Annotated in this window: 16 protein-coding genes; 14 read left to right on the forward strand and 2 right to left on the reverse strand. The window is 59.6% G+C overall.

Annotated features, from left to right (window positions below; genetic code table 11):
• Window positions 1-169 precede the first annotated feature (169 nt).
• The 4 genes from JIO00_RS01360 (at window position 170) to JIO00_RS01375 (ending at window position 5826) form a co-directional block, all read left to right on the forward strand.
• Window positions 170-3082, forward strand: coding sequence for an aminotransferase (locus JIO00_RS01360; protein WP_200667473.1), 2913 nt, complete (start codon window positions 170-172; stop codon window positions 3080-3082).
• Window positions 3083-3378: 296 nt separating this feature from the next.
• A complete protein-coding gene (aguB, locus tag JIO00_RS01365; RefSeq protein ID WP_077747518.1) occupies window positions 3379-4257 on the forward strand; it encodes an N-carbamoylputrescine amidase in 879 nt (292 codons plus the stop codon).
• Between the two features lie 4 nt (window positions 4258-4261).
• The gene (gene aguA / locus JIO00_RS01370) at window positions 4262-5368 is read left to right on the forward strand and encodes an agmatine deiminase (protein WP_145309138.1); all 1107 of its coding nucleotides are present in this window, start codon (window positions 4262-4264) and stop codon (window positions 5366-5368) included.
• Window positions 5369-5613: 245 nt separating this feature from the next.
• Entirely contained in the window at window positions 5614-5826 is a 213-nt protein-coding gene (locus JIO00_RS01375) for a hypothetical protein (RefSeq protein WP_010464685.1), read from the forward strand.
• A 206-nt stretch (window positions 5827-6032) separates the two neighbouring features.
• Here JIO00_RS01375 and JIO00_RS01380 read toward each other — a convergent pair whose 3' ends face one another.
• Complete coding sequence (locus JIO00_RS01380) at window positions 6033-8126, reverse strand: TonB-dependent receptor (RefSeq protein ID WP_083375265.1); 2094 nt, start codon at window positions 8124-8126, stop codon at window positions 6033-6035.
• A 254-nt stretch (window positions 8127-8380) separates the two neighbouring features.
• Here JIO00_RS01380 and JIO00_RS01385 point away from each other — a divergent pair, with 254 nt between their 5' ends.
• The 6 genes from JIO00_RS01385 to JIO00_RS01410 all read left to right on the forward strand — a co-directional run bounded on the left by JIO00_RS01385 (window position 8381) and on the right by JIO00_RS01410 (window position 12966).
• On the forward strand, window positions 8381-8995 hold the full coding sequence (locus JIO00_RS01385; protein ID WP_077747521.1) for a DsbA family protein: 615 nt from the start codon (window positions 8381-8383) through the stop codon (window positions 8993-8995).
• Between the two features lie 233 nt (window positions 8996-9228).
• Entirely contained in the window at window positions 9229-10515 is a 1287-nt protein-coding gene (locus JIO00_RS01390) for an OprD family porin (protein WP_010464680.1), read from the forward strand.
• 232 nt (window positions 10516-10747) lie between these two features.
• Window positions 10748-11497: a 2OG-Fe dioxygenase family protein gene (locus JIO00_RS01395; protein WP_102593439.1), complete on the forward strand. Its 750-nt coding sequence runs from the start codon at window positions 10748-10750 to the stop codon at window positions 11495-11497.
• A 46-nt stretch (window positions 11498-11543) separates the two neighbouring features.
• The gene (locus JIO00_RS01400) at window positions 11544-11957 is read left to right on the forward strand and encodes a GNAT family N-acetyltransferase (protein ID WP_169857613.1); all 414 of its coding nucleotides are present in this window, start codon (window positions 11544-11546) and stop codon (window positions 11955-11957) included.
• Complete coding sequence (locus JIO00_RS01405) at window positions 11954-12670, forward strand: AzlC family ABC transporter permease (RefSeq protein WP_010464674.1); 717 nt, start codon at window positions 11954-11956, stop codon at window positions 12668-12670. Before JIO00_RS01400 ends, JIO00_RS01405 begins: the two co-directional genes overlap by 4 nt.
• Entirely contained in the window at window positions 12649-12966 is a 318-nt protein-coding gene (locus tag JIO00_RS01410; RefSeq protein ID WP_010464672.1) for an AzlD domain-containing protein, read from the forward strand. The genes JIO00_RS01405 and JIO00_RS01410 overlap by 22 nt, the downstream gene beginning before the upstream one ends.
• Here the strand turns inward: JIO00_RS01410 and JIO00_RS01415 are convergent.
• Entirely contained in the window at window positions 12883-13809 is a 927-nt protein-coding gene (locus tag JIO00_RS01415) for a LysR family transcriptional regulator (protein WP_042932449.1), read from the reverse strand. The two genes, JIO00_RS01410 and JIO00_RS01415, sit on opposite strands and share 84 nt — an antisense overlap.
• Window positions 13810-14284: 475 nt before the next feature.
• Here JIO00_RS01415 and JIO00_RS01420 point away from each other — a divergent pair, with 475 nt between their 5' ends.
• From JIO00_RS01420 to JIO00_RS01435, 4 genes are read left to right on the forward strand one after another with little or no spacing between them, the layout of a single operon-like run.
• On the forward strand, window positions 14285-15298 hold the full coding sequence (locus JIO00_RS01420) for a 2-keto-3-deoxygluconate permease (protein WP_077747522.1): 1014 nt from the start codon (window positions 14285-14287) through the stop codon (window positions 15296-15298).
• Window positions 15295-16575, forward strand: coding sequence for a four-carbon acid sugar kinase family protein (locus JIO00_RS01425; RefSeq protein WP_200667474.1), 1281 nt, complete (start codon window positions 15295-15297; stop codon window positions 16573-16575). The genes JIO00_RS01420 and JIO00_RS01425 overlap by 4 nt, the downstream gene beginning before the upstream one ends.
• A 5-nt stretch (window positions 16576-16580) precedes the next feature.
• Window positions 16581-17582 (forward strand): 4-hydroxythreonine-4-phosphate dehydrogenase PdxA, encoded by a 1002-nt coding sequence (gene pdxA, locus JIO00_RS01430; protein ID WP_102593442.1) that lies wholly within the window; start codon window positions 16581-16583, stop codon window positions 17580-17582.
• Between the two features lie 55 nt (window positions 17583-17637).
• On the forward strand, window positions 17638-18417 hold the full coding sequence (locus tag JIO00_RS01435) for a DeoR/GlpR family DNA-binding transcription regulator (RefSeq protein WP_145309143.1): 780 nt from the start codon (window positions 17638-17640) through the stop codon (window positions 18415-18417).
• Window positions 18418-18472: the final 55 nt, after the last annotated feature.

The following is an 18472-nucleotide window of genomic DNA, read 5'->3' on the forward strand; positions in this document are numbered from 1 at the left end:
AGCCTTTTTCTGTAAGACGATAAAGCGAATGAGCATAGCTTGTCGGCAGGAGCAGGGCGGTGCAAGAGGGTTGTTGGTCGTAATTGGCATTTGCCGCACCAGGGGGGGGTTGATTCTCGACCGATGCAGTGGCGATATAGGCGCCTAATAACATTTCAGGGGTCGTTGTATGCCGCTCGCCACGTTGATTCACCGCGCCAGTTTGCCCAGCCCGCAAGTGTCTGCGGAGCAAGCGCTAGAGCTGCTGGAAGGGCATTACGGGCTGAGTGGAAGGTTGCACGCCCTGGGTAGCCAGCAGGACCTCAATTTTCGGGTCGACAGTGATCAAGGGCGTTTCGTCCTGAAAATCTGCCGTGGCGACTATTCGGCGCTGGAGCTGCAAGCCCAACATGCCGGACTCAAGCAGTTGGGTGAACACTCCGGCGTGCATGTGCCGCGAGTGATTCCTGCAATAAACGGCGCTGAACTGCTCACGCTGGAAGTCGGGGGGCAGGCCGTGCATATGCGCCTGCTCGATTACATCGAAGGCCAGTCGCTGACGCACCTCGATCATTTGCCCGGTCCGGTGGTGGCCGGTTTCGGTCGGCTGTGCGGCGAAATGGACCTGGCACTGGCCGCTTTCGAGCATCCGGGCCTTGAGCGCACGCTGCAGTGGGATGCCCGCCACGCCAGCGCGCTGATTGGCCATTTGCTGCCGGTGATCAAGGATGACGCGCAACGCCGGTTGATCGCCGACGCGGCGGAACGGGCCGAGCATCATTTGCTGCCGCTGGTGGACAAGCTGCCGGTGCAGGCGATTCACATGGACATCACCGACGACAACGTGGTCTGGCAGCGTGACTCGCAACGCCAATGGCAGTTGCAGGGCGTGATCGATTTCGGCGACCTGATCCGTACCTGGCGCATCACCGATCTGTCGGTCACTTGCGCGGCGTTGCTGCATCACGCCGATGGCGATCCTTTCTATATTTTGCCGGCGGTCCAGGCGTATCACGCCGTCAATCCGCTCACCCATGAAGAACTGCGGGCGCTGTGGCCGCTGATCGTCGCGCGCGCGGCGGTGCTGGTGCTCAGTGGCGAGCAGCAAGTCAGCATCGATCCGGGCAATGATTACAGCCGCGACAACCTGAGCCACGAGTGGGAGATCTTCCGCGTGGCCACGTCGCTGCCGCTGGAATTGATGGAAGCGGCGATTCTGACGTCGGTCGGCCAGACACTGCCGAGCATTGGCAGCGAAGGTTTCGCGCCGTTGCTGCCGAGCCTGGTGGGGCGTGAATTTGCCTTGATCGATCTGGGTGTGCTGAGCCCGCATTTTGAGGCGGGCAACTGGGAGCAAGAGGGGGTTGATCAGCGTTTGCTGACTGAGGCCGCGGCGGCTCACGGCTTGGCGGCCAGTCGTTATGGTCAATACCGGCTGTCCCGTACTCGTCCAGATAGCTCAGGCGAACCCGACACCTGCCCGTTGCACGTGGAGTTGCGAGTGCCAAACGGCACGGCGGTCGAATCGCCGTTTGCCGGCGTGGTCCATCAGCCGGCGGCGGGTGTGTTGCAACTGGACGGTCCGCAACTGAGCGTGCGGTTGTGGGGCGTGACGCCGTCGCTGCACACCGGCGCGGCGCTGGTCAAAGGTCAGGTGCTGGGTGCGGTCAGCGGGCCGTTGATTGTGCAGTTGTGCCGAGGCGCTTCGTTCGATGCGCCATTGTTTTGCACCCCGTCTCGCGCACCGGCCTGGCAAGCGTTGTGCCCGTCACCGGCGGCGCTGCTGGGGCTGGCTTGCGATGCTGAAGCCGAGCTCGATTCGCAGACGTTGCTGGCGCGCCGTGACGCCAGTTTCGCGCGCACGCAGAAGCATTATTACGTCGACCCGCCGCGCATCGAGCGTGGCTGGCGCAATCACCTGATCGACATGCAGGGCCGCTCCTACCTCGACATGCTCAACAACGTCGCGGTGCTGGGCCACGGTCATCCGCGCATGGCGGCGGTGGCCAGCCGTCAGTGGTCGTTGCTCAATACCAACTCGCGCTTCAACTACGCGGCGGTGGCCGAGTTTTCCGAGCGCCTGCTGAAGCTGTCGCCGGAGGGCATGGACCGGGTGTTCCTGGTCAACAGCGGCAGCGAGGCCAATGACTTGGCGATCCGTCTGGCATGGGCCTACAGCGGCGGTCGCGACATGCTCAGCGTGCTGGAGGCTTATCACGGCTGGACAGTCGGCGCGGACGCGGTTTCGACCTCGATTGCCGACAACCCGCAAGCCTTGAGCAGCCGTCCCGATTGGGTGCATCCGGTGATCGCGCCGAATACCTATCGCGGCGAATTCCGTGGCCCAGGCAGCGCGCCGGACTACGTGCGCAGCGTCGAACACAACCTGGCGAAAATCGCTGAGCAGAAACGCCAGTTGGCCGGTTTCATCTGCGAACCGGTGTACGGCAATGCCGGCGGGATATCGCTGCCGCCGGGTTATCTGAAACAGGTCTATGCGTTGGTTCGCGCCCAAGGCGGTGTGTGCATCGCCGATGAAGTGCAGGTCGGCTACGGGCGCATGGGGCACTTCTTCTGGGGCTTCGAGGAGCAAGGCGTGGTGCCGGACATCATCACGATGGCCAAAGGCATGGGCAACGGCCAGCCGTTGGGCGCGGTCATCACCCGCCGAGAAATCGCCGAGGCGCTGGAGGCCGAGGGTTACTTCTTCTCGTCGGCCGGCGGCAGCCCAGTCAGTTGCCAGGTCGGCATGGCGGTGCTGGACGTGATGGAGGAAGAAAAGCTCTGGGAAAACGCTCAGGTGGTGGGCGGGTATTTCAAGGAGCGGCTTGAAGCGCTGATCGATATTCATCCGTTGGTGGGCGCGGTGCATGGTTCCGGCTTCTATCTGGGTGTCGAGCTGATCCGCAACCGCGAGACCCTGGAACCGGCGACCGAAGAAACCACGGCGCTGTGTGACCGGTTGCGGGAGTTGGGGATTTTCATGCAGCCGACAGGGGATTATCTGAACGTACTGAAGATCAAACCGCCGATGGTGACGTCGCGCCGGAGTGTGGATTTCTTTGTCGACATGCTTTCGAAGGTGTTGGATGAAGGGTTGTAAGGCTTGATATCGCCTTCGCGGGCAAGCCTCGCTCCTACAGAATTTGCGCGATTTCAAATTGGCGCATGGCCTGTAGGAGCGAGGCTTGCCCGCGAAGGAGTATTCGATAATGTCGATTGTTATCGGGATTAAGTGCGTAAAACTAGACGGTCGGAAGATTAATTGCTTTTAAAGCCGATATTTATCGGCTATAAAGTCGCCATTGCTCACGGCGTGCCTCATCGCGCCCGTGCTTCCCGTTTCTGTCATCGGTCGAGGCCATACTCGACCCATCAGCACTTGCCCGGAGATGATCCATGAGTCGTATCGTTACCGTCGCCGCCACCCAGATGGCCTGTTCCTGGGACCTTGAAGCCAACATCGAGACCGCTGAGAAGCTGGTTCGTGAGGCTGCAGCCAAAGGCGCGCAGATCATACTGATCCAGGAGCTGTTCGAGGCGCCGTACTTCTGCCAGAAACCGAACCCGGATTACCTGCAACTGGCCACGACGGTTGAAGACAACGTCGCTATCAAGCACTTCCGGAAAGTCGCCAAGGAACTGCAAGTGGTGTTGCCGATCAGCTTCTATGAACTGGCCGGCCGCGCCCGTTTCAACAGCATCGCGATCATCGATGCCGACGGCAGCAACCTCGGGATTTATCGTAAAAGCCACATCCCGGACGGCCCGGGTTACCACGAAAAGTATTACTTCAACCCGGGCGATACCGGCTTCAAAGTCTGGAACACCCGTTACGCGAAAATCGGCGTCGGTATCTGCTGGGACCAGTGGTTCCCGGAGTGCGCTCGCAGCATGGCGTTGCTGGGCGCGGAAATCCTGTTCTACCCGACCGCCATCGGCAGCGAGCCGCACGACAAAACCATTTCGTCCCGCGACCACTGGCAGCGCGTGCAACAAGGCCATGCCGGCGCCAACCTGATGCCGCTGATCGCGAGCAACCGCATCGGTAACGAAGAACAGGACGGCTACGACATCACGTTCTACGGCTCATCGTTCATCGCCAACCAGTTCGGCGAGAAGGTCCAGGAACTCGACAAGACTGAAGAGGGCGTGCTGGTCCAGAGCTTCGACCTCGACGAGCTGGAGCACATTCGCAGCGCGTGGGGTTCGTTCCGTGATCGTCGCCCGAACCTATACAATGCGATCAAAACCCTCGACGGTTCCCTGGAGTCCTGATCGCATGACCACTTTAAACAGCACCCCGCGCGCCGATGGCTTCTACATGCCCGCCGAGTGGGCGCCACAAACCCAGACCTGGATGATCTGGCCGGAGCGCCCGGACAACTGGCGCCTGGGCGGCAAACCCGCGCAAGCCGCGCACGTGGCCGTCGCCAAGGCCATCGCCCGTTTCGAACCGGTGACCGTGGCGGTCTCTGCCGGCCAATACGAAAACGCCCGTGCCCGTCTCGACGTGCCGAATATTCGTGTGGTCGAGATGTCCAGCGACGACGCCTGGGTTCGCGACACCGGCCCGACGTTCGTCATCAATAGCAGTGGCGAAGTCCGTGGTGTGAACTGGGACTTCAACTCGTGGGGCGGTTTCGATGGCGGTTTGTACTCGCCGTGGAACCGCGACTCGCAGGTGGGCGGCAAGATCCTCGAGATCGAGCGCAGCCAGCGCTACCGTACCGAGGGCTTCGTGCTCGAGGGCGGTTCGATTCACGTCGATGGCGAAGGCACCCTGATCACCACCGAAGAATGCCTGCTCAACCGCAATCGCAACCCGCACCTGAGCCGTGGGGAAATCGAAGCGGTGCTCAGTGCTCATTTGGCTGTGGATAAGATCATCTGGCTGCCGGACGGTCTGTTCAACGACGAAACCGACGGCCATGTGGATAACTTCTGCTGCTACGTGCGTCCGGGTGAAGTATTGCTGGCCTGGACCGATGATCCGCAGGACCCGAACTACCCGCGCTGCCAGGCGGCAATGAAAGTGCTGGAAAGCAGCACCGATGCCAAGGGTCGCCCATTCACGGTGCACAAGATGCCGATCCCGGGGCCGCTGTATGCGACCGAGGAAGAGTGTGCCGGCGTGGATCCGGTGGACGGGACTCAGGAGCGTAATCCGAGCGTGCGTCTGGCCGGTTCCTACGTGAACTTCCTGATCGTCAACGGCGGCATTATCGCGCCAAGTTTCGACGACCCGCTGGACGGTCCTGCGAAAGAGATTCTGCAGGCGCTATTCCCGCAGCATGAAGTGGTGATGGTGCCGGGCCGCGAACTGTTACTGGGGGGCGGTAACATCCACTGCCTTACCCAACAACAGCCGGCGCCGCACAAGGAGTGAGTGGGGTTGTAACAGCCTGAACCGGCTGAAAAATCACCAAGACGCCGGTTTATCCCCGCTCTTCACCCAGAAGCCCGCAGCCCCAAAGGACTGCGGGCTTCTTTGTATCCACTTGTCGACACTTGGGAAACATTGGCACAGCTCTTGTATCTGTCACGGAGTGAAACAGGGAGGGGGAGGACTTCGATGTTCTGTCATAAACCTTGGATAAGTTAGCCGCTCACGAACCAGGAGAGAGCGCTGAAATGAACGCCGAAGTGAACGTAGTGAGAGAGCGGGCGTTGCATCCCCTGGCAGTTAATAGCGAATCGCTCCAGGTCCTGGCGCACTGGTTGAAGTCCAATGGAACGCGTCAGATCAGAGAACCTGATCCGCGCCGGATGATGATCGAGCGCTACCCCGCTGGTTTATTCAGCGAGGCGGAACTGGAAGCGTTGTGGGATGTGATGGAAGGATAAGAAGAAAAAACAAAGGATTGATGAGAGCGCTGCCGGGATGGCGGCGCTTTTTTATGGGCGATGGATTTGTAAGCTACACCCTGACCATTGTAGGAGCGAGCCTGCTCGCGATGGCGGCCTGGCAGTCACATTAACGTTGACTGACCCGCCGCCATCGCGAGCAGGCTCGCTCCCACAGGTGATTGGTGGGAACACATCAGCAGTGTTTAGAAGCTGTAGGTCCCCGTCACCACCAGGCTGCGCGGTTCGCCGGGTTGAATCTGCGCCGCGCTGGTGGCCGACGAGTAATAGGTCTTGTCGCTGATGTTGTTCAGTGCCGCACGCAAGTCCCAATCCTTCTGCCGGAATCCGGCCAGTGCATCCCAACGGCCATAACCCGGCAGTACGACGGTGTTGAGGTTATCGGCGTAACGCTGGCCGACCAAGGTCAACCCGGTTTCCGCATACCAGCCCATTTCCGGTTTCCAGGTCAGGAACAGACTGCCGTTGTGCTTGGCCACGTTGCTGATGCGTTTGCCTTCAAAGCCGTTGTTGTCCTTCTCGACCGTCGCGTCCTGTACGCCCACGCCACCGCGCACGTACCAGTTGCCGGCAATTTTACCGGTGCCGGTCAGCTCGATCCCGCGGGAACGTTGCAGGCCCGAGAGCAAGGTGACGGTCGGGTTGAGGGGATCGCTGGTGCGGCGGTTGTAGAGTTCCAGTTCGTAGATTGCCAGGGTGGTGCTCAGGCGGTCGTCGAGCCAGTCGCTCTTCACGCCGATTTCCTTCTGCTTGGTCAGCTCCGGGCTCAAGTCGTTGCTGTTACCGGCCGCGCCGGGCGTGATGCCGATCAAGCCGCCGCCCACTGGCGAGAACGTCTTGGTCCAGGAGGCATAGAAGGAATGATTCTGCAGCGGCGTCCAGACCAGGCCTACACGCGGGCTTGTGCTGTGGCTGTCACGGTCTTCGGAAATGTCGCGCAGCTTGTTGGTTGATTCGATGTCGAACGTGTCGTAGCGCAAACCGGCCAGCAGTTGCCATTGATCGTTCAGACGCAATTGATCCTGCACGTACACCGCACGGCTTTCGACTTCGGTGTGGTTGTCGCTGGACACCTGCATGCGGCCGGTATGCCGCAGATCGCGATTCGGGTTGTGCAGGTCCAGCGCCGGCACCGGCGAGCTGCCCGGCCCGGAAGTGGCCGCGTTGTAAAGGGTCGGATCGCGGCGCTGGCTGCCGATCTCGATGCCGGTCAGCAGGCGATGCTCCAGGCCGAAGGTGTCGAAACCTCCCTCCAGTTCGACGTTGTTGTAGACATTGCGGGTGGTCAGGTCTTGCTGCCAATGCTGACGCGTGACCTTGTTGGTGGCCGGGGTGTAACCGGTCAGGTACGTGTTGTCGAAATCGCTGTCGAGCTTGAACACGCCCAGGGTGTGGCGCAGCTGCCAGTTGTCGCTCAGTTCATAGCTGAGTTTGGAGCGCAGGGATTGCGACTTGTCGTCGATGAAATCGTGCTCGCTGCCGTAGGTCGTATCGCGTCCTACGTCTGCCGGGCGCCCGTTTACGCCAGGAATACCGCGATCCGGCGTGCGGTTGTAACGGCTGTATTCGTATTGCACCAACCAGTTCAGGTCCGGCGTCAATTGCCAGCTCATGGAGGGCGCGAACAGTTGGCGGTTGCCGCTGACACCCTCGCGAAAGCTGTTCTGATCCATGTTGCCCATGTTCAGGCGCAGGCTGATGTTCTCGGACGGATCGGTGCTGAGGTCGGCATAAAGGCTGCGTAAATCATCGCTGCCGCCCTGGGCTTCGATGGTCGAACGGCGGCCGAACTCGGGCAGTTTGCTGACCCGGTTGACGATTCCGCCCTGGCTGCCACGCCCGTATAACACGGCGGCCGGCCCTTTGAGGACTTCGATACGCTCGATGTTGTGCAAGTCGCGCACGTATTGGCTGTCGTCACGAATGCCATCGAGGTAGAAGTCGTTGCTCGCATCGAAACCGCGGATACGCAGGCTGTCGAAACGGGTGTCTGCACCGCTGCTGACGTTGGGGATGCCGCTCAATGCAGTGCCCAGATCATTGGTGCCGTAATCCGAGACGTTCGAGGTTTTAATCGAGTCGATGGCTTGTGGCACGTAGCGCACCGGAGTCGCAGTCCGGGTGGCGGTGCTGGTTTCCTTTACTCGCGGATCGTCGGCTTCCGCTTCGGCACTGATCGAGGTTTCGGGTAAAACGGTGGTCGCGGCGCAGGTGAATCCGGCAGACAGAAAAGCAGAAAACCCAAGGGTGACGGGCATAAGGCGGAAGGGGGCAGGCATCTGAAGCGCATCCGAAAGGGTAGAAGAATTCGAGGGTGCGAATGGTAATGCTTGTTATTTACCTCCGTTAATTATTCTTGAAAAGCTTCGTTGTTCGATTGTTTCAAGTTGTGTCGAGATTGCTACAGAGATTCGTCGAGGCTATTCGACCGATTCATGAAACAGACTGAACGCCATTCCAGCGTTTTTCCGCAACGGTCCGAGGATTAGTCTGCCGGCACTGAGTTTCCCTGATTGATTGCCGGAGTCTTTCCATGATCCTTCACTACATTTACGACCCTTTGTGCGGCTGGTGCTACGGCGCCAAACCGCTGGTGCACGCCGCCCAAGGCGTGTTGCCAGTGATCGCCCACGGTGGCGGCATGATGAGCGGTGCCAACCGCAAAGCCGTTTCGCCACAATTGCGCAACTATGTGATGCCCCACGACCGCCGAATCGCCGAGTACACCGGCCAGCCATTTGGCGAAGCGTATTTCGAAGGTTTGCTACGCGACGACACGGCGGTGTTCGATTCCACCCCGCCAATCGCTGCGGTGCTGGCCGCCGAACACATCGCCGGCCGTGGGCTTGAGTTGCTGGGGCGTTTGCAAACCGCCCATTACGTGGAAGGGAGGCGGATTGCCGATGAGGCGGTGTTATTTGAGCTGGCAAAAGAGATTGGTCTTGAGCCTGATGCCTTTGCGTCAGCCTTCATAAGCACCGACTCGGATCGCCACATCAAGGACAGCCGCGCATTGCTGGCCCGTGTCGGTGGTCAAGGTTTTCCGACCTTGGCGTTGGAGCAAAATGGTCATTTCACGGTGGTCGATATCAGCCCTTGGCTTGGTAAGCCGCAAGCGTTCGCGTCCTGGCTTGCTCAGTCCGCTTAGATGTTTTTCGCCTATGGATAGACGATTCATCAAATTGACACAGCCTTCTGGGCGCGGCTACGATCGCGCCCAACGCCTGTGGCTAACCGCCATGACTCATAAAATAATAAAAAGGCCCGCCACGATTTCTTCGTGGGCGGGCCTTTTTGTTTTGGGGTGAAAAAAGAGTGCGATAGCGCCGTTTCAGCCGTTCGACACAGCGCGTATCAACCGGTAATAAGGAAAAAAACAAAATGTTGAATAAGCGAATCAGCTTGATCGCTCTGGGGATGTTGAGCGCTACACAGGCCATGGCTAACGACCAGGCCGAATCCAAGGGATTTGTTGAAGACAGCAGCCTCAAAGTGCTGCTGCGCAACGCCTACATCAATCGTGATTACAAAGACGGTCGTGCGGACAAAGCCGAATGGGGCCAAGCGGCCATCGGCACGTTCTCGTCCGGCTTCACCCAAGGCACCGTCGGTGTCGGTGTGGATGCTTTCGGTCTGTACGCACTGCGTCTGGATGGCGGCAAGGGTCGCACCGGCGCACAAGGCATCGACTTCTTTAAAAAGGGCGACAGCGGCAACGCGGCTGACGACCTGTCCAAAGGCGGTGCAGCAGTCAAATTCCGTGTCTCCAGCACCACGCTGACCTACGGCGACCAGATGCCGGCCCTGCCGGTGCTGAGCTACGACAACTCGCGCCTGCTGCCGGAAAGCTACACCGGCACCTTGATCACCTCCAAGGAGATCAAAGGCCTGGAGCTGAACGCCGGTCGCTTCACCGCCGAATCGCGCAAAAGCGCTGAAGGCCGTGACAGTGGTGGCCTGAAGTCGATCAACGTATTGGGCGGTAGCTACCAGTTCACCGAACAATTCAAGGCGGCGCTGTACGCATCCGACGTTGAAGACGTGTTGAAGAAGCAATACGTGAACGCCAACTACGTGTTCCCGATCGACAAGGATCAGTCCCTGACCCTGGACTTCAACGGCTATCGCACCAAGCTGGATGATTCCTACGTCCGCGAAAGTGGCGCTACCGGCGACGACAACAAAATCTGGAGCCTGGCGGCGACCTTCGCCACCGGCCCGCACTCGTTCACCCTCGCTCACCAGCGCAGCACCGGCGACAGCAATCTGGGCTATGCCTACGGCGGTTACCAGAAGGATCAAGGTCGTGTCGGCGACGGCGGCAACACCATCTACCTGGCGAACTCCTACTGGTCTGACTTCAACGCCGAAGACGAGCGCAGCTGGCAGTTGGGCTACGGCCTGGACTTCACCGCATTCGGCGTTCCTGGCCTGAGCTACAACTTCGCCTACGTGCGCGGTGACAACATCACCACGTCCACCAGCGAAGGCGGCACCGAGCGTGAAATCTTCAACCAGTTCAAGTACGTCGTGCAAAGCGGCCCGGCCAAAGACCTGAGTGTAAAACTGCGCAGCTCGATCCTGCGTGTCTCGCAGAAATCCAGCGAGTACAACGTCAGCGGTAACGAAGTGCGTGTGTTCGTGGATTACCCGATCAACATCTTCTGATGATCGACTGAGTGTTCAACACTCACTAAAGAACCCCGACTGGCTCGGGGTTTTTTTTCGCTTGAGAACCGTTGAAAAACGCATAAAAAGGCCATTTTCGATCGTAAAAAGTCAAACTAAAGCAACGTCATGCTTCGTTTCAAGCAGCGCTTGATATGCCTCAAATTCTTTCTCATGGACGTAAATCCTGTGCTCTCTAGATTAGGCAGCTAAATGCACGGAGATTTTTAAAATGATCGTTTTGAACAAAGAAGTGGGCGAGTTTCTACGGCGTGACAAATATGCGAACGTCCGGGGTGCTGACTTCAATCTTTTCGGTCATTTCAACGATTTCGTCAGATTGACCAATAGCTGGGAAAACATGGAGCCGGACAGTTACTACGGACAGTCCGAGGCGGGCATGCGCTACCGTCGCTACAGCGATTTCGAGTACAACCCGGTCACGCGCGATCTGAAGCAACTGGAACACCGCGCCTATGTTCAGTCCAAGGCGAACAACAGTTACGTTGGCGGGATGGTTCGGCACTTCCAGGACTTCTCTGATGAAATCATCAGTTCGCCGGTGATGCGCAGCCTGATCGACACCGACTTCGAAGTGTACAAAAACGTTTTGCCACCTGAGTTGCACGACGAAATCTGGCAGTGCCAGATTCATCAGATCCGCATCGAGATCAAGCCTGGCAAACAACTGGAAATCACCCCGGAAGGTATTCACTGCGACGGTTATCCGTTCAGCGGCGTGCACTTCTGGGGACGCAATAACGTTGAAGGGGCAGAGAGCCGTTTGTACGACACGGAAAACCAGGAGCACCTGGCCTCGACGACGTATCAGGAAATCCTCGACACCACCTACTTTCTCGATCGCGACATGCGTCACTACGTGACACCGGCACGCAATACCCATTCTCACGACATGGCGTACCGGCAGATTCTGGCGATCTCTTTCTCGCGGCCCGGGACCGCTTTCGACATTGTTCGCTGAACAGTACAACACCGTGACCAGCCTCGCCGAGTGCCCCGCACCGGTGATGCTGCGGCGCACCACGGCCAAGGATGCACAGCGCCTGGAACGCTTCTTTCGGCAATTCGAAGAAGTGTCTTTCTGTGAATGGCAGGACGCCAAATGCCTGCGCAGTGTGCTGGTGCAGAAGACCACCACCGCGTTTATCGCACTGGACGTCAGCGGCGAAATCGTCGGCGCGGTGTTGGGCGGAATGCTCGGCAGTCGCGGCACGATCAACCACCTCGCCGTGAGCCCGGATTACCGCAGCCAAGGCGTCGGTCAACGCCTGGTTGAAGCAGCGTCGTCAGACATGAAGCGCGTGGGCGTGCTGCGGATGTTCCTGTTTGTCGACGATGCTAACCTTGCCGGCCAGCGCTTCTGGAGTGCCCAGGGTTTTTGCGAGCCGCGCGGCGAAAGAACATTTGAGAGGGACCTATGAATGAGACGTCCAGCAGCCAGCCGCTGATGGTCGAGCCGCACGCTTCGCGCACCTTCGCCGAAGCCAGCCCGGTGGTTGCGGGTTACTTCACGGTGTCGTTTGTGTTCGGTTTGATGGCGGTGAACGCCGGGTTGCCTGTGTGGCTGCCGGTCGCCATGTGCCTGTTCGTGTATGCCGGCGCTTCGCAGTTCGCCGCCCTCGCGCTGATTTCCAGCGGTGCGTCGCTGACCACCATCATCCTCACCACGTTTCTGATCAACGCGCGGCACATGCTGATGTCGGTCTACATGGCCAAGGCGTTGCAGGCGATGGGCCTCAGCCGAATGGAGCGCTGGTGTTACGCGGGCGGGCTGACCGATGAGTCGTTCGCTTTTCACAGCGTCAAACTGGGCAAAGGCTCGCCCGTCAACGTGCGTTACCTGATCGGTTTCAATCTGTATTGCCACACCTCTTGGGTGCTCGGCGGTTTGCTGGGGGCGATTTGCGCGCAGTATGCGGCGCACTTGATCCAGTATCAGCTCGACTACGCGTTGACCGCGATGATGCTCTACGTGCTGGTGTCGCTGTGCAACACGCGTAACAAACTCATCGCCGCACTGGCCGCCGTCGCCTGCATGGGCGTGCTGAGCCTGGTCGGCAGCTCGCCCTTCAACGTATTCATCGCCACATTTGTGGGCTGCGGGGTGGGCGTATGCCTGACCAAACGTTCCTGATTCTGGTCGTTGTGCTGATGATGGCCGTGACCTTCCTGCCGCGCGCATTGCCGCTGCAAGTGAACACTGACCATTGGCCGCCCTTCGTCGCCCGGGCGCTGGAATACCTGCCGGTGGCGATCGTCGCTGCAATCAGCCTCACGCCGTTGTTGATCAAGGATCAGCACGTGCAGCTCGATCGCCCGGAATTTTATGCCGCGATTCCGACGTTGTTATGTGCGTATTTCAGCAAAAACCTCTTTCTCTCCGTTGCGGTGGGAACGGCTGCGTACATTGCGCTCGGCTCGTTCATGTAGCGGGAGGTCGACCACATCGTGCAAAGCCTGGCCCGACAACTCAGGATTATTGATCGCCAGCCGCACTTCAAGGGCATCCTCGAAGCCGGGGAAAATCGTCAGGCCATTGCGCTGGGCTGCATCCCGCGAAACCATGCCAAGGCCGTCCATCTGGGTGATCAACGACAGCGTCAGGGTTTCGCTGCACGAATAGACCATCCGCTTGCCCGACTCGTAATTGCCCAGACCCGCGTCGAGAAAGCGCAAGAAGCTGTGGGAATACGGACAATCGTCTGCCGGACGCACCTGAAACTTGTTGCCGAGCAGCACCAGCGGATCATGTTCCTGACCGCAATGCGCACCGACCACCTGCACCTGGACCTCGGGCAGGATGATGCTGGGCAATCCCGGCTTCTGCGGACCAATCAGCACCGCCAGGTCAAAGTCTTCGTTCTTCAGCTTGCTGAGGTTTTCCATCGACTCGGCGTAGCTGAATTCCAGCTGATAGTCGGGAAACACCTCAATCAGGCGTCCGATCATTCGCCGATTGAAGTCAGCCGACAGCGTCGTGTTCAGCGCTACCTTGAGCGTGCGCTGCCCAGGCACCTTCAACGCGGCGACTTTTTCTTCCAGTTGCCGCGTGGCAACCAACACCTTGTCCATGTAAGGCGTGAGTTCCGTGCCCTGCGTGGTCAGGGTCAACCCCTTGTTGGAGCGACGAAACAACCGAAAACCGAACTGTTCTTCGACCTTGTTCAACTGCGCGGCCAACGCCTGCACGGTTAAACAGGAATGCTCTGCCGCCGCCGACAAAGAGCCGGTCTGAACAATGCGCATGAGGTTGCGTAGGGTTCTGCTATCCATTGGGTAATGCCCTCTAAAGTGGGCTGGCTATTGTTGAGTACCTGGCCGCCGGTTGGGCGATACGTGCTGGCTATAATCCTGCACCTGAACACGCTTGTCCCGAGTTTAGTAGCGAATTGATGCTGCGTCCGATGGTTGGAGGCTTACATAGAGTCGAGGTTTTTTGGGAATGTTGGGTGATCAGGGTCAAAAAAATGCTCAGGCCGGGAGGTTTGGGCATTTTTTTTGGGGTGTGTGAATGCGCGACCTTGCCGCTTTTCTGTATCTGAGGGCGGCTACTGCGGTGGCTGGCAAAGGTATTTGTGAAAAAACAGGTTTCCTCCATAAATGATCAAAACGATCATTTGAATGATTGGTTTGCGCAATTAAGAACGAAAGCCTAAGATTATTTTGACTGACTCAATCGCTAAATGATCGAATCAGTCAGTTTCGAGGTGAAGTACGTCTTACCAAACAATTATAAAAGGAGACCCTCGTGGCCCAAATTCCTATCAAGCGCACCATTGAACGCATCCCTGGCGGCATGATGATTGTCCCGCTGCTGATTGGCTCACTGGTGGCTACATTCCTTCCTGACACACCGAAGTTTTTCGGCTCTTTCACCAATGCGCTGTTCACCGGGGCGTTACCCATCCTCGCGGTGTTCTACGTCTGCATGGGCGCGAGCATCAATATCAAGGCCACGCCGTATCTGCTGAAGAAGGGCGGCACGCTGCTCATCACCAAAGTCGGCATCGCCGTGCTTATCGGCATTGTGCTCGGGCATTTTCTCGGCGAGCAGCCGATTTCGTCTGGCCTCTTCGCCGGCATTTCAACGCTGGCGGTCGTCGCCGCGATGAACGACACCAATGGCGGCTTGTACATGGCGCTGATGGGGCAATACGGTCGATCCGAAGACGTCGGCGCCTATTCGGTCATGTCCCTGGAGTCCGGGCCTTTTCTGACCATGGTCACCTTGGGCATCGCCGGCCTGTCGGCTTTCCCTTGGCCGACGCTGGTGGGCAGCATCCTGCCACTGGCCCTCGGCATGCTATTGGGCAATCTCGACCGTGACATGCGCGACTTTCTGGCCAAGGCCGTCCCGGTGATGATCCCGTTTTTTGCCCTTGCACTCGGCGCCAGCCTGGACTTGCATAACGTCTGGCAGGCCGGTTTGCTGGGTCTCGGCATGGGCGTTGCGGTGGTTGTGCTGACCGGCATTCCGCTGTTCTTCGCCGATCGTTTGACCGGTGGCACGGGCGTCGCGGGTGTTGCCGCAGCCACCACCGCCGGGAATGCCGCCGCCGTCCCTGCACTGATTGCGGCAGCCAACCCGGTGTACGCCGAAGCGGCCAAGAGCGCGACCATACTGGTAGCCGCCTGCGTCGTGGTCACCGCGATCCTCGCGCCGTTACTTACCGCCGCCGTCGCCAAACGCGTGCAGCAGCGCAATCCTGTCGTCATACCTGAACCGGGGATCGAACCTCAAAAGCAGGAGGCTTTGCGATGAGGATTCTGATCATCGCTGACGATCTGTCCGGCGCGGCAGATTGCGCCATCGGCTTTGCCAGTGTGGGGATGCAAACGGTCGTCACCCTCGACCCCCTGAATGACGAGGCTGACGCTCAAGTGATTGCCGCGGATACGGACACTCGGCGCCTCCCACCCGCGAGGGCTGCCGAGCGCACGGTCGCGGCATTCAAAGCGCTGCACAAACCCGGGCAGCGGCTGTACAAAAAAATCGATTCGACGCTGCGTGGCAACTGGGCGGCTGAGGTTGCCGCCCTGCAACCGTTGGCCGGCCTGGCCATCGTCGCCCCGGCGTTCCCGGCCACCGGGCGCACGTTGCGCGGCGGTCGCGTGTTCGTCAACGGCCAGCCGCTGGAAACCACCGACACCTGGAAACTGGAAAACGCCGACCGTCCGGCCGATGTCGAAGCGATGCTGATTGCCGCAGGCCTGAGCACTGCGAAGCTCGACCTCGACACCTTGCGCGGCAACGAACAAGCGCTCGAGCGGCACATTGCTGAAATTGCCGGCAATGGCACGCAGGCGCTGATCGTCGATGCGCAGACCGAAGACGACCTGCTGACCCTCGCTCGCTTGACCGCGTCGATGGATCAGCCGCTGTTCTGGATCGGTTCGGGTGGTCTGGCACGGGAAATCGCCAGTCTTCCTGATTTATCCGAAGCAAGGTTTACGACTATCGAACCTGCGACCCTCGAAAAAAGCCAGGCGCCGATTCTGATCCTCGTCGGCAGCCTCTCCGGCGTCTGCGAGCGACAATGCGAGCGGCTCAAAGAGCGTGGCGGCGTCAGCGAACTGGTTATACCGCCTGAAGTCCTTCGTCAGGGCTCAACCCACGGCGATTGGTCGCTCTGGCAATCGCGCATTGGCGAGCAACTGGACGGCTGGAGTGACCTGCTGCTGCGCATCGGCCGCGATGAAGCGTTCGATCCCCAAGAGGGCGCGCAACTCTCGACCATGCTCGCCGTGCTGGTCGAACCGCACTTCGCCAAGGTCGGCGGCCTGATCGCCACCGGCGGCGAAACCGCGCGGGCCATATTGACCACCGTCGGCATCGACAGCCTGCAACTGCTGACCGAAATCGAAGCCGGCGTCGCCTTCGCCCGCCCGACCGTTTCCCGCCAGGGCCATCGTCCCGGCATCGTTACCAAGGCCGGCGCGTTCGGTACCGACAACGCCTTATATGCGGCATGGCAACACCTGAGCGACAGCGCCGATCGCTCCCCGCCCCAACGCACACGAATCCAAGGACTCGAATGAACACTATGAGCAATTACCTCCCCATCATCGGCATCACCATGGGCGACGCCACGGGTGTCGGCCCGGAAATCATCGTCAAGAGCCTGACTCACGACATCGTCTACCAACAATGCCGGCCCCTGGTGATCGGCGATGCCCGTCGCCTCGAACAGGCCAACGTCATCGTCGGCGGAAGTGCCAAAGTGCGCCGTATCGAGGACGCATCCCAAGCCTTGTACGAGGCCGGTACCATTGACTGCATCGACCTTAACCTGATCCCCGACGACCTGCCGTTCGGCGAGTTGTCGCCCATCGCCGGTGACGCTGCTTATCAATACATCGCCCGCGCCGTGCAACTCGCCGAGGCCAGCCAGATCGACGCGATCTGCACCGCACCGCTGAACAAGGAAGCGCTGCACGCCGGTGGCCACAAATACCCTGGCCACACAGAAATGCTCGCGCACCTGACCAACGTCGACGAAGTCTCGATGATGCTCGTGGCGCCGCAGTTGCGGGTGATTCACGTCACGACCCACATCGGCATCATCGACGCGATCCGCAAGATCGAGCCGGGCCTGGTCCAGCGCACCATCGAGCGCGGCAACGCGACACTGATCAAGGCCGGCATTGCTCGCCCGCGAATTGGAGTTTGCGGGATCAACCCCCATGCCGGTGAAAACGGACTGTTCGGTTATGGCGAAGAAGAGGAAAAAATCATCCCTGCGGTGAAGCTGCTGCAAGAACGCGGCCTCGACGTCACCGGCCCATTGCCTGCCGACACGCTGTTCTTCCGCGCCGGTCGCGGCGACTTCGATCTGGTGGTGGCGATGTATCACGATCAAGGCCACGGCCCGGTCAAAGTGCTCGGTCTGGAAGCGGGCGTAAACGTCACCGTGGGCCTGGACGTGATCCGCACCTCGGTCGACCATGGCACCGCGTTTGATATCGCCGGCAAAGGCATCGCCGATGAGCGCAGCCTGCTCGAAGCGCTGCGCCAGGGCGCCGAGCTTGCCACGCGACGGGGATGAGGCGCAGGGGCTCGGTCGTGTAAGATCGACCACCGTCCCCACAACGAGACCCGCCATGAAAGCCTCCGAACGCCACCGCGCCATCCTCGATCTCGTGCGAATTGGCGATGCCAACGTCGAGCAATTGAGCGCGGCACTCGGAGTCTCGGAAGCCACGGTACGGCGCGACCTGACCATGCTCGCCAAACAGCGGCACCTGGTGCGCACCTATGGCGGCGCAACTGCGGTGGTCGGCGTTCATGAGCCGGAAGCCTCGCTCGAAGAACGCAAGACATCCCAGTGGGAACAGAAAGATGCCATCGCCCAGGCAGCGGCGGCCCACGTTCAGGATGGTGATACCGTGCTGCTCGACGGCGGCACCACGTGCGCCGCACTGGCCCATCATCTGTGTTCGCGACAAGACGTGCATGTGGTGACCAACAATTTGCTCGCCGTAATGACCCTGGCCAATGCGCCGGGTATTCGGTTGACGTTGATCGGCGGCGATCTGCGCGGTTCGAGCATGAGCACGTTGGGGCCGCTGGCGGAGCTGACGTTGAGTCGGTTGAGTGTCGACAAGGCGTTTCTGGGGGCTGATGGTGTGGTTGCGGAGTTTGGGTTGTGTGAGGCGAGTGCGCAGCAGGCTTATTTGAAGGAGTGCATCATCAAACGGGCGGCGCAGATTGTTGTGCTTGCTGACACCGACAAGCTCGGGCGTGCCCGGCAACAGCATTGGACGCCGATTGAGCGGGAGTGGCGGTTGATTACCGGAGCTTCAGCGGATGAGGCGGCGCTTGCGCCGTTTTATGCGCTGAAGCAGATCACTGTGGAAACTGTGAGCGTCGACAACGCTTAAGGTTGTGAACGTTTTTATGCAAAAGACCCATTTTATGATCGTTTTTGTGCACGTA

The organism is Pseudomonas sp. SW-3 (genome assembly GCF_016615645.1).
Classification (GTDB): domain Bacteria; phylum Pseudomonadota; class Gammaproteobacteria; order Pseudomonadales; family Pseudomonadaceae; genus Aquipseudomonas; species Aquipseudomonas mandelii.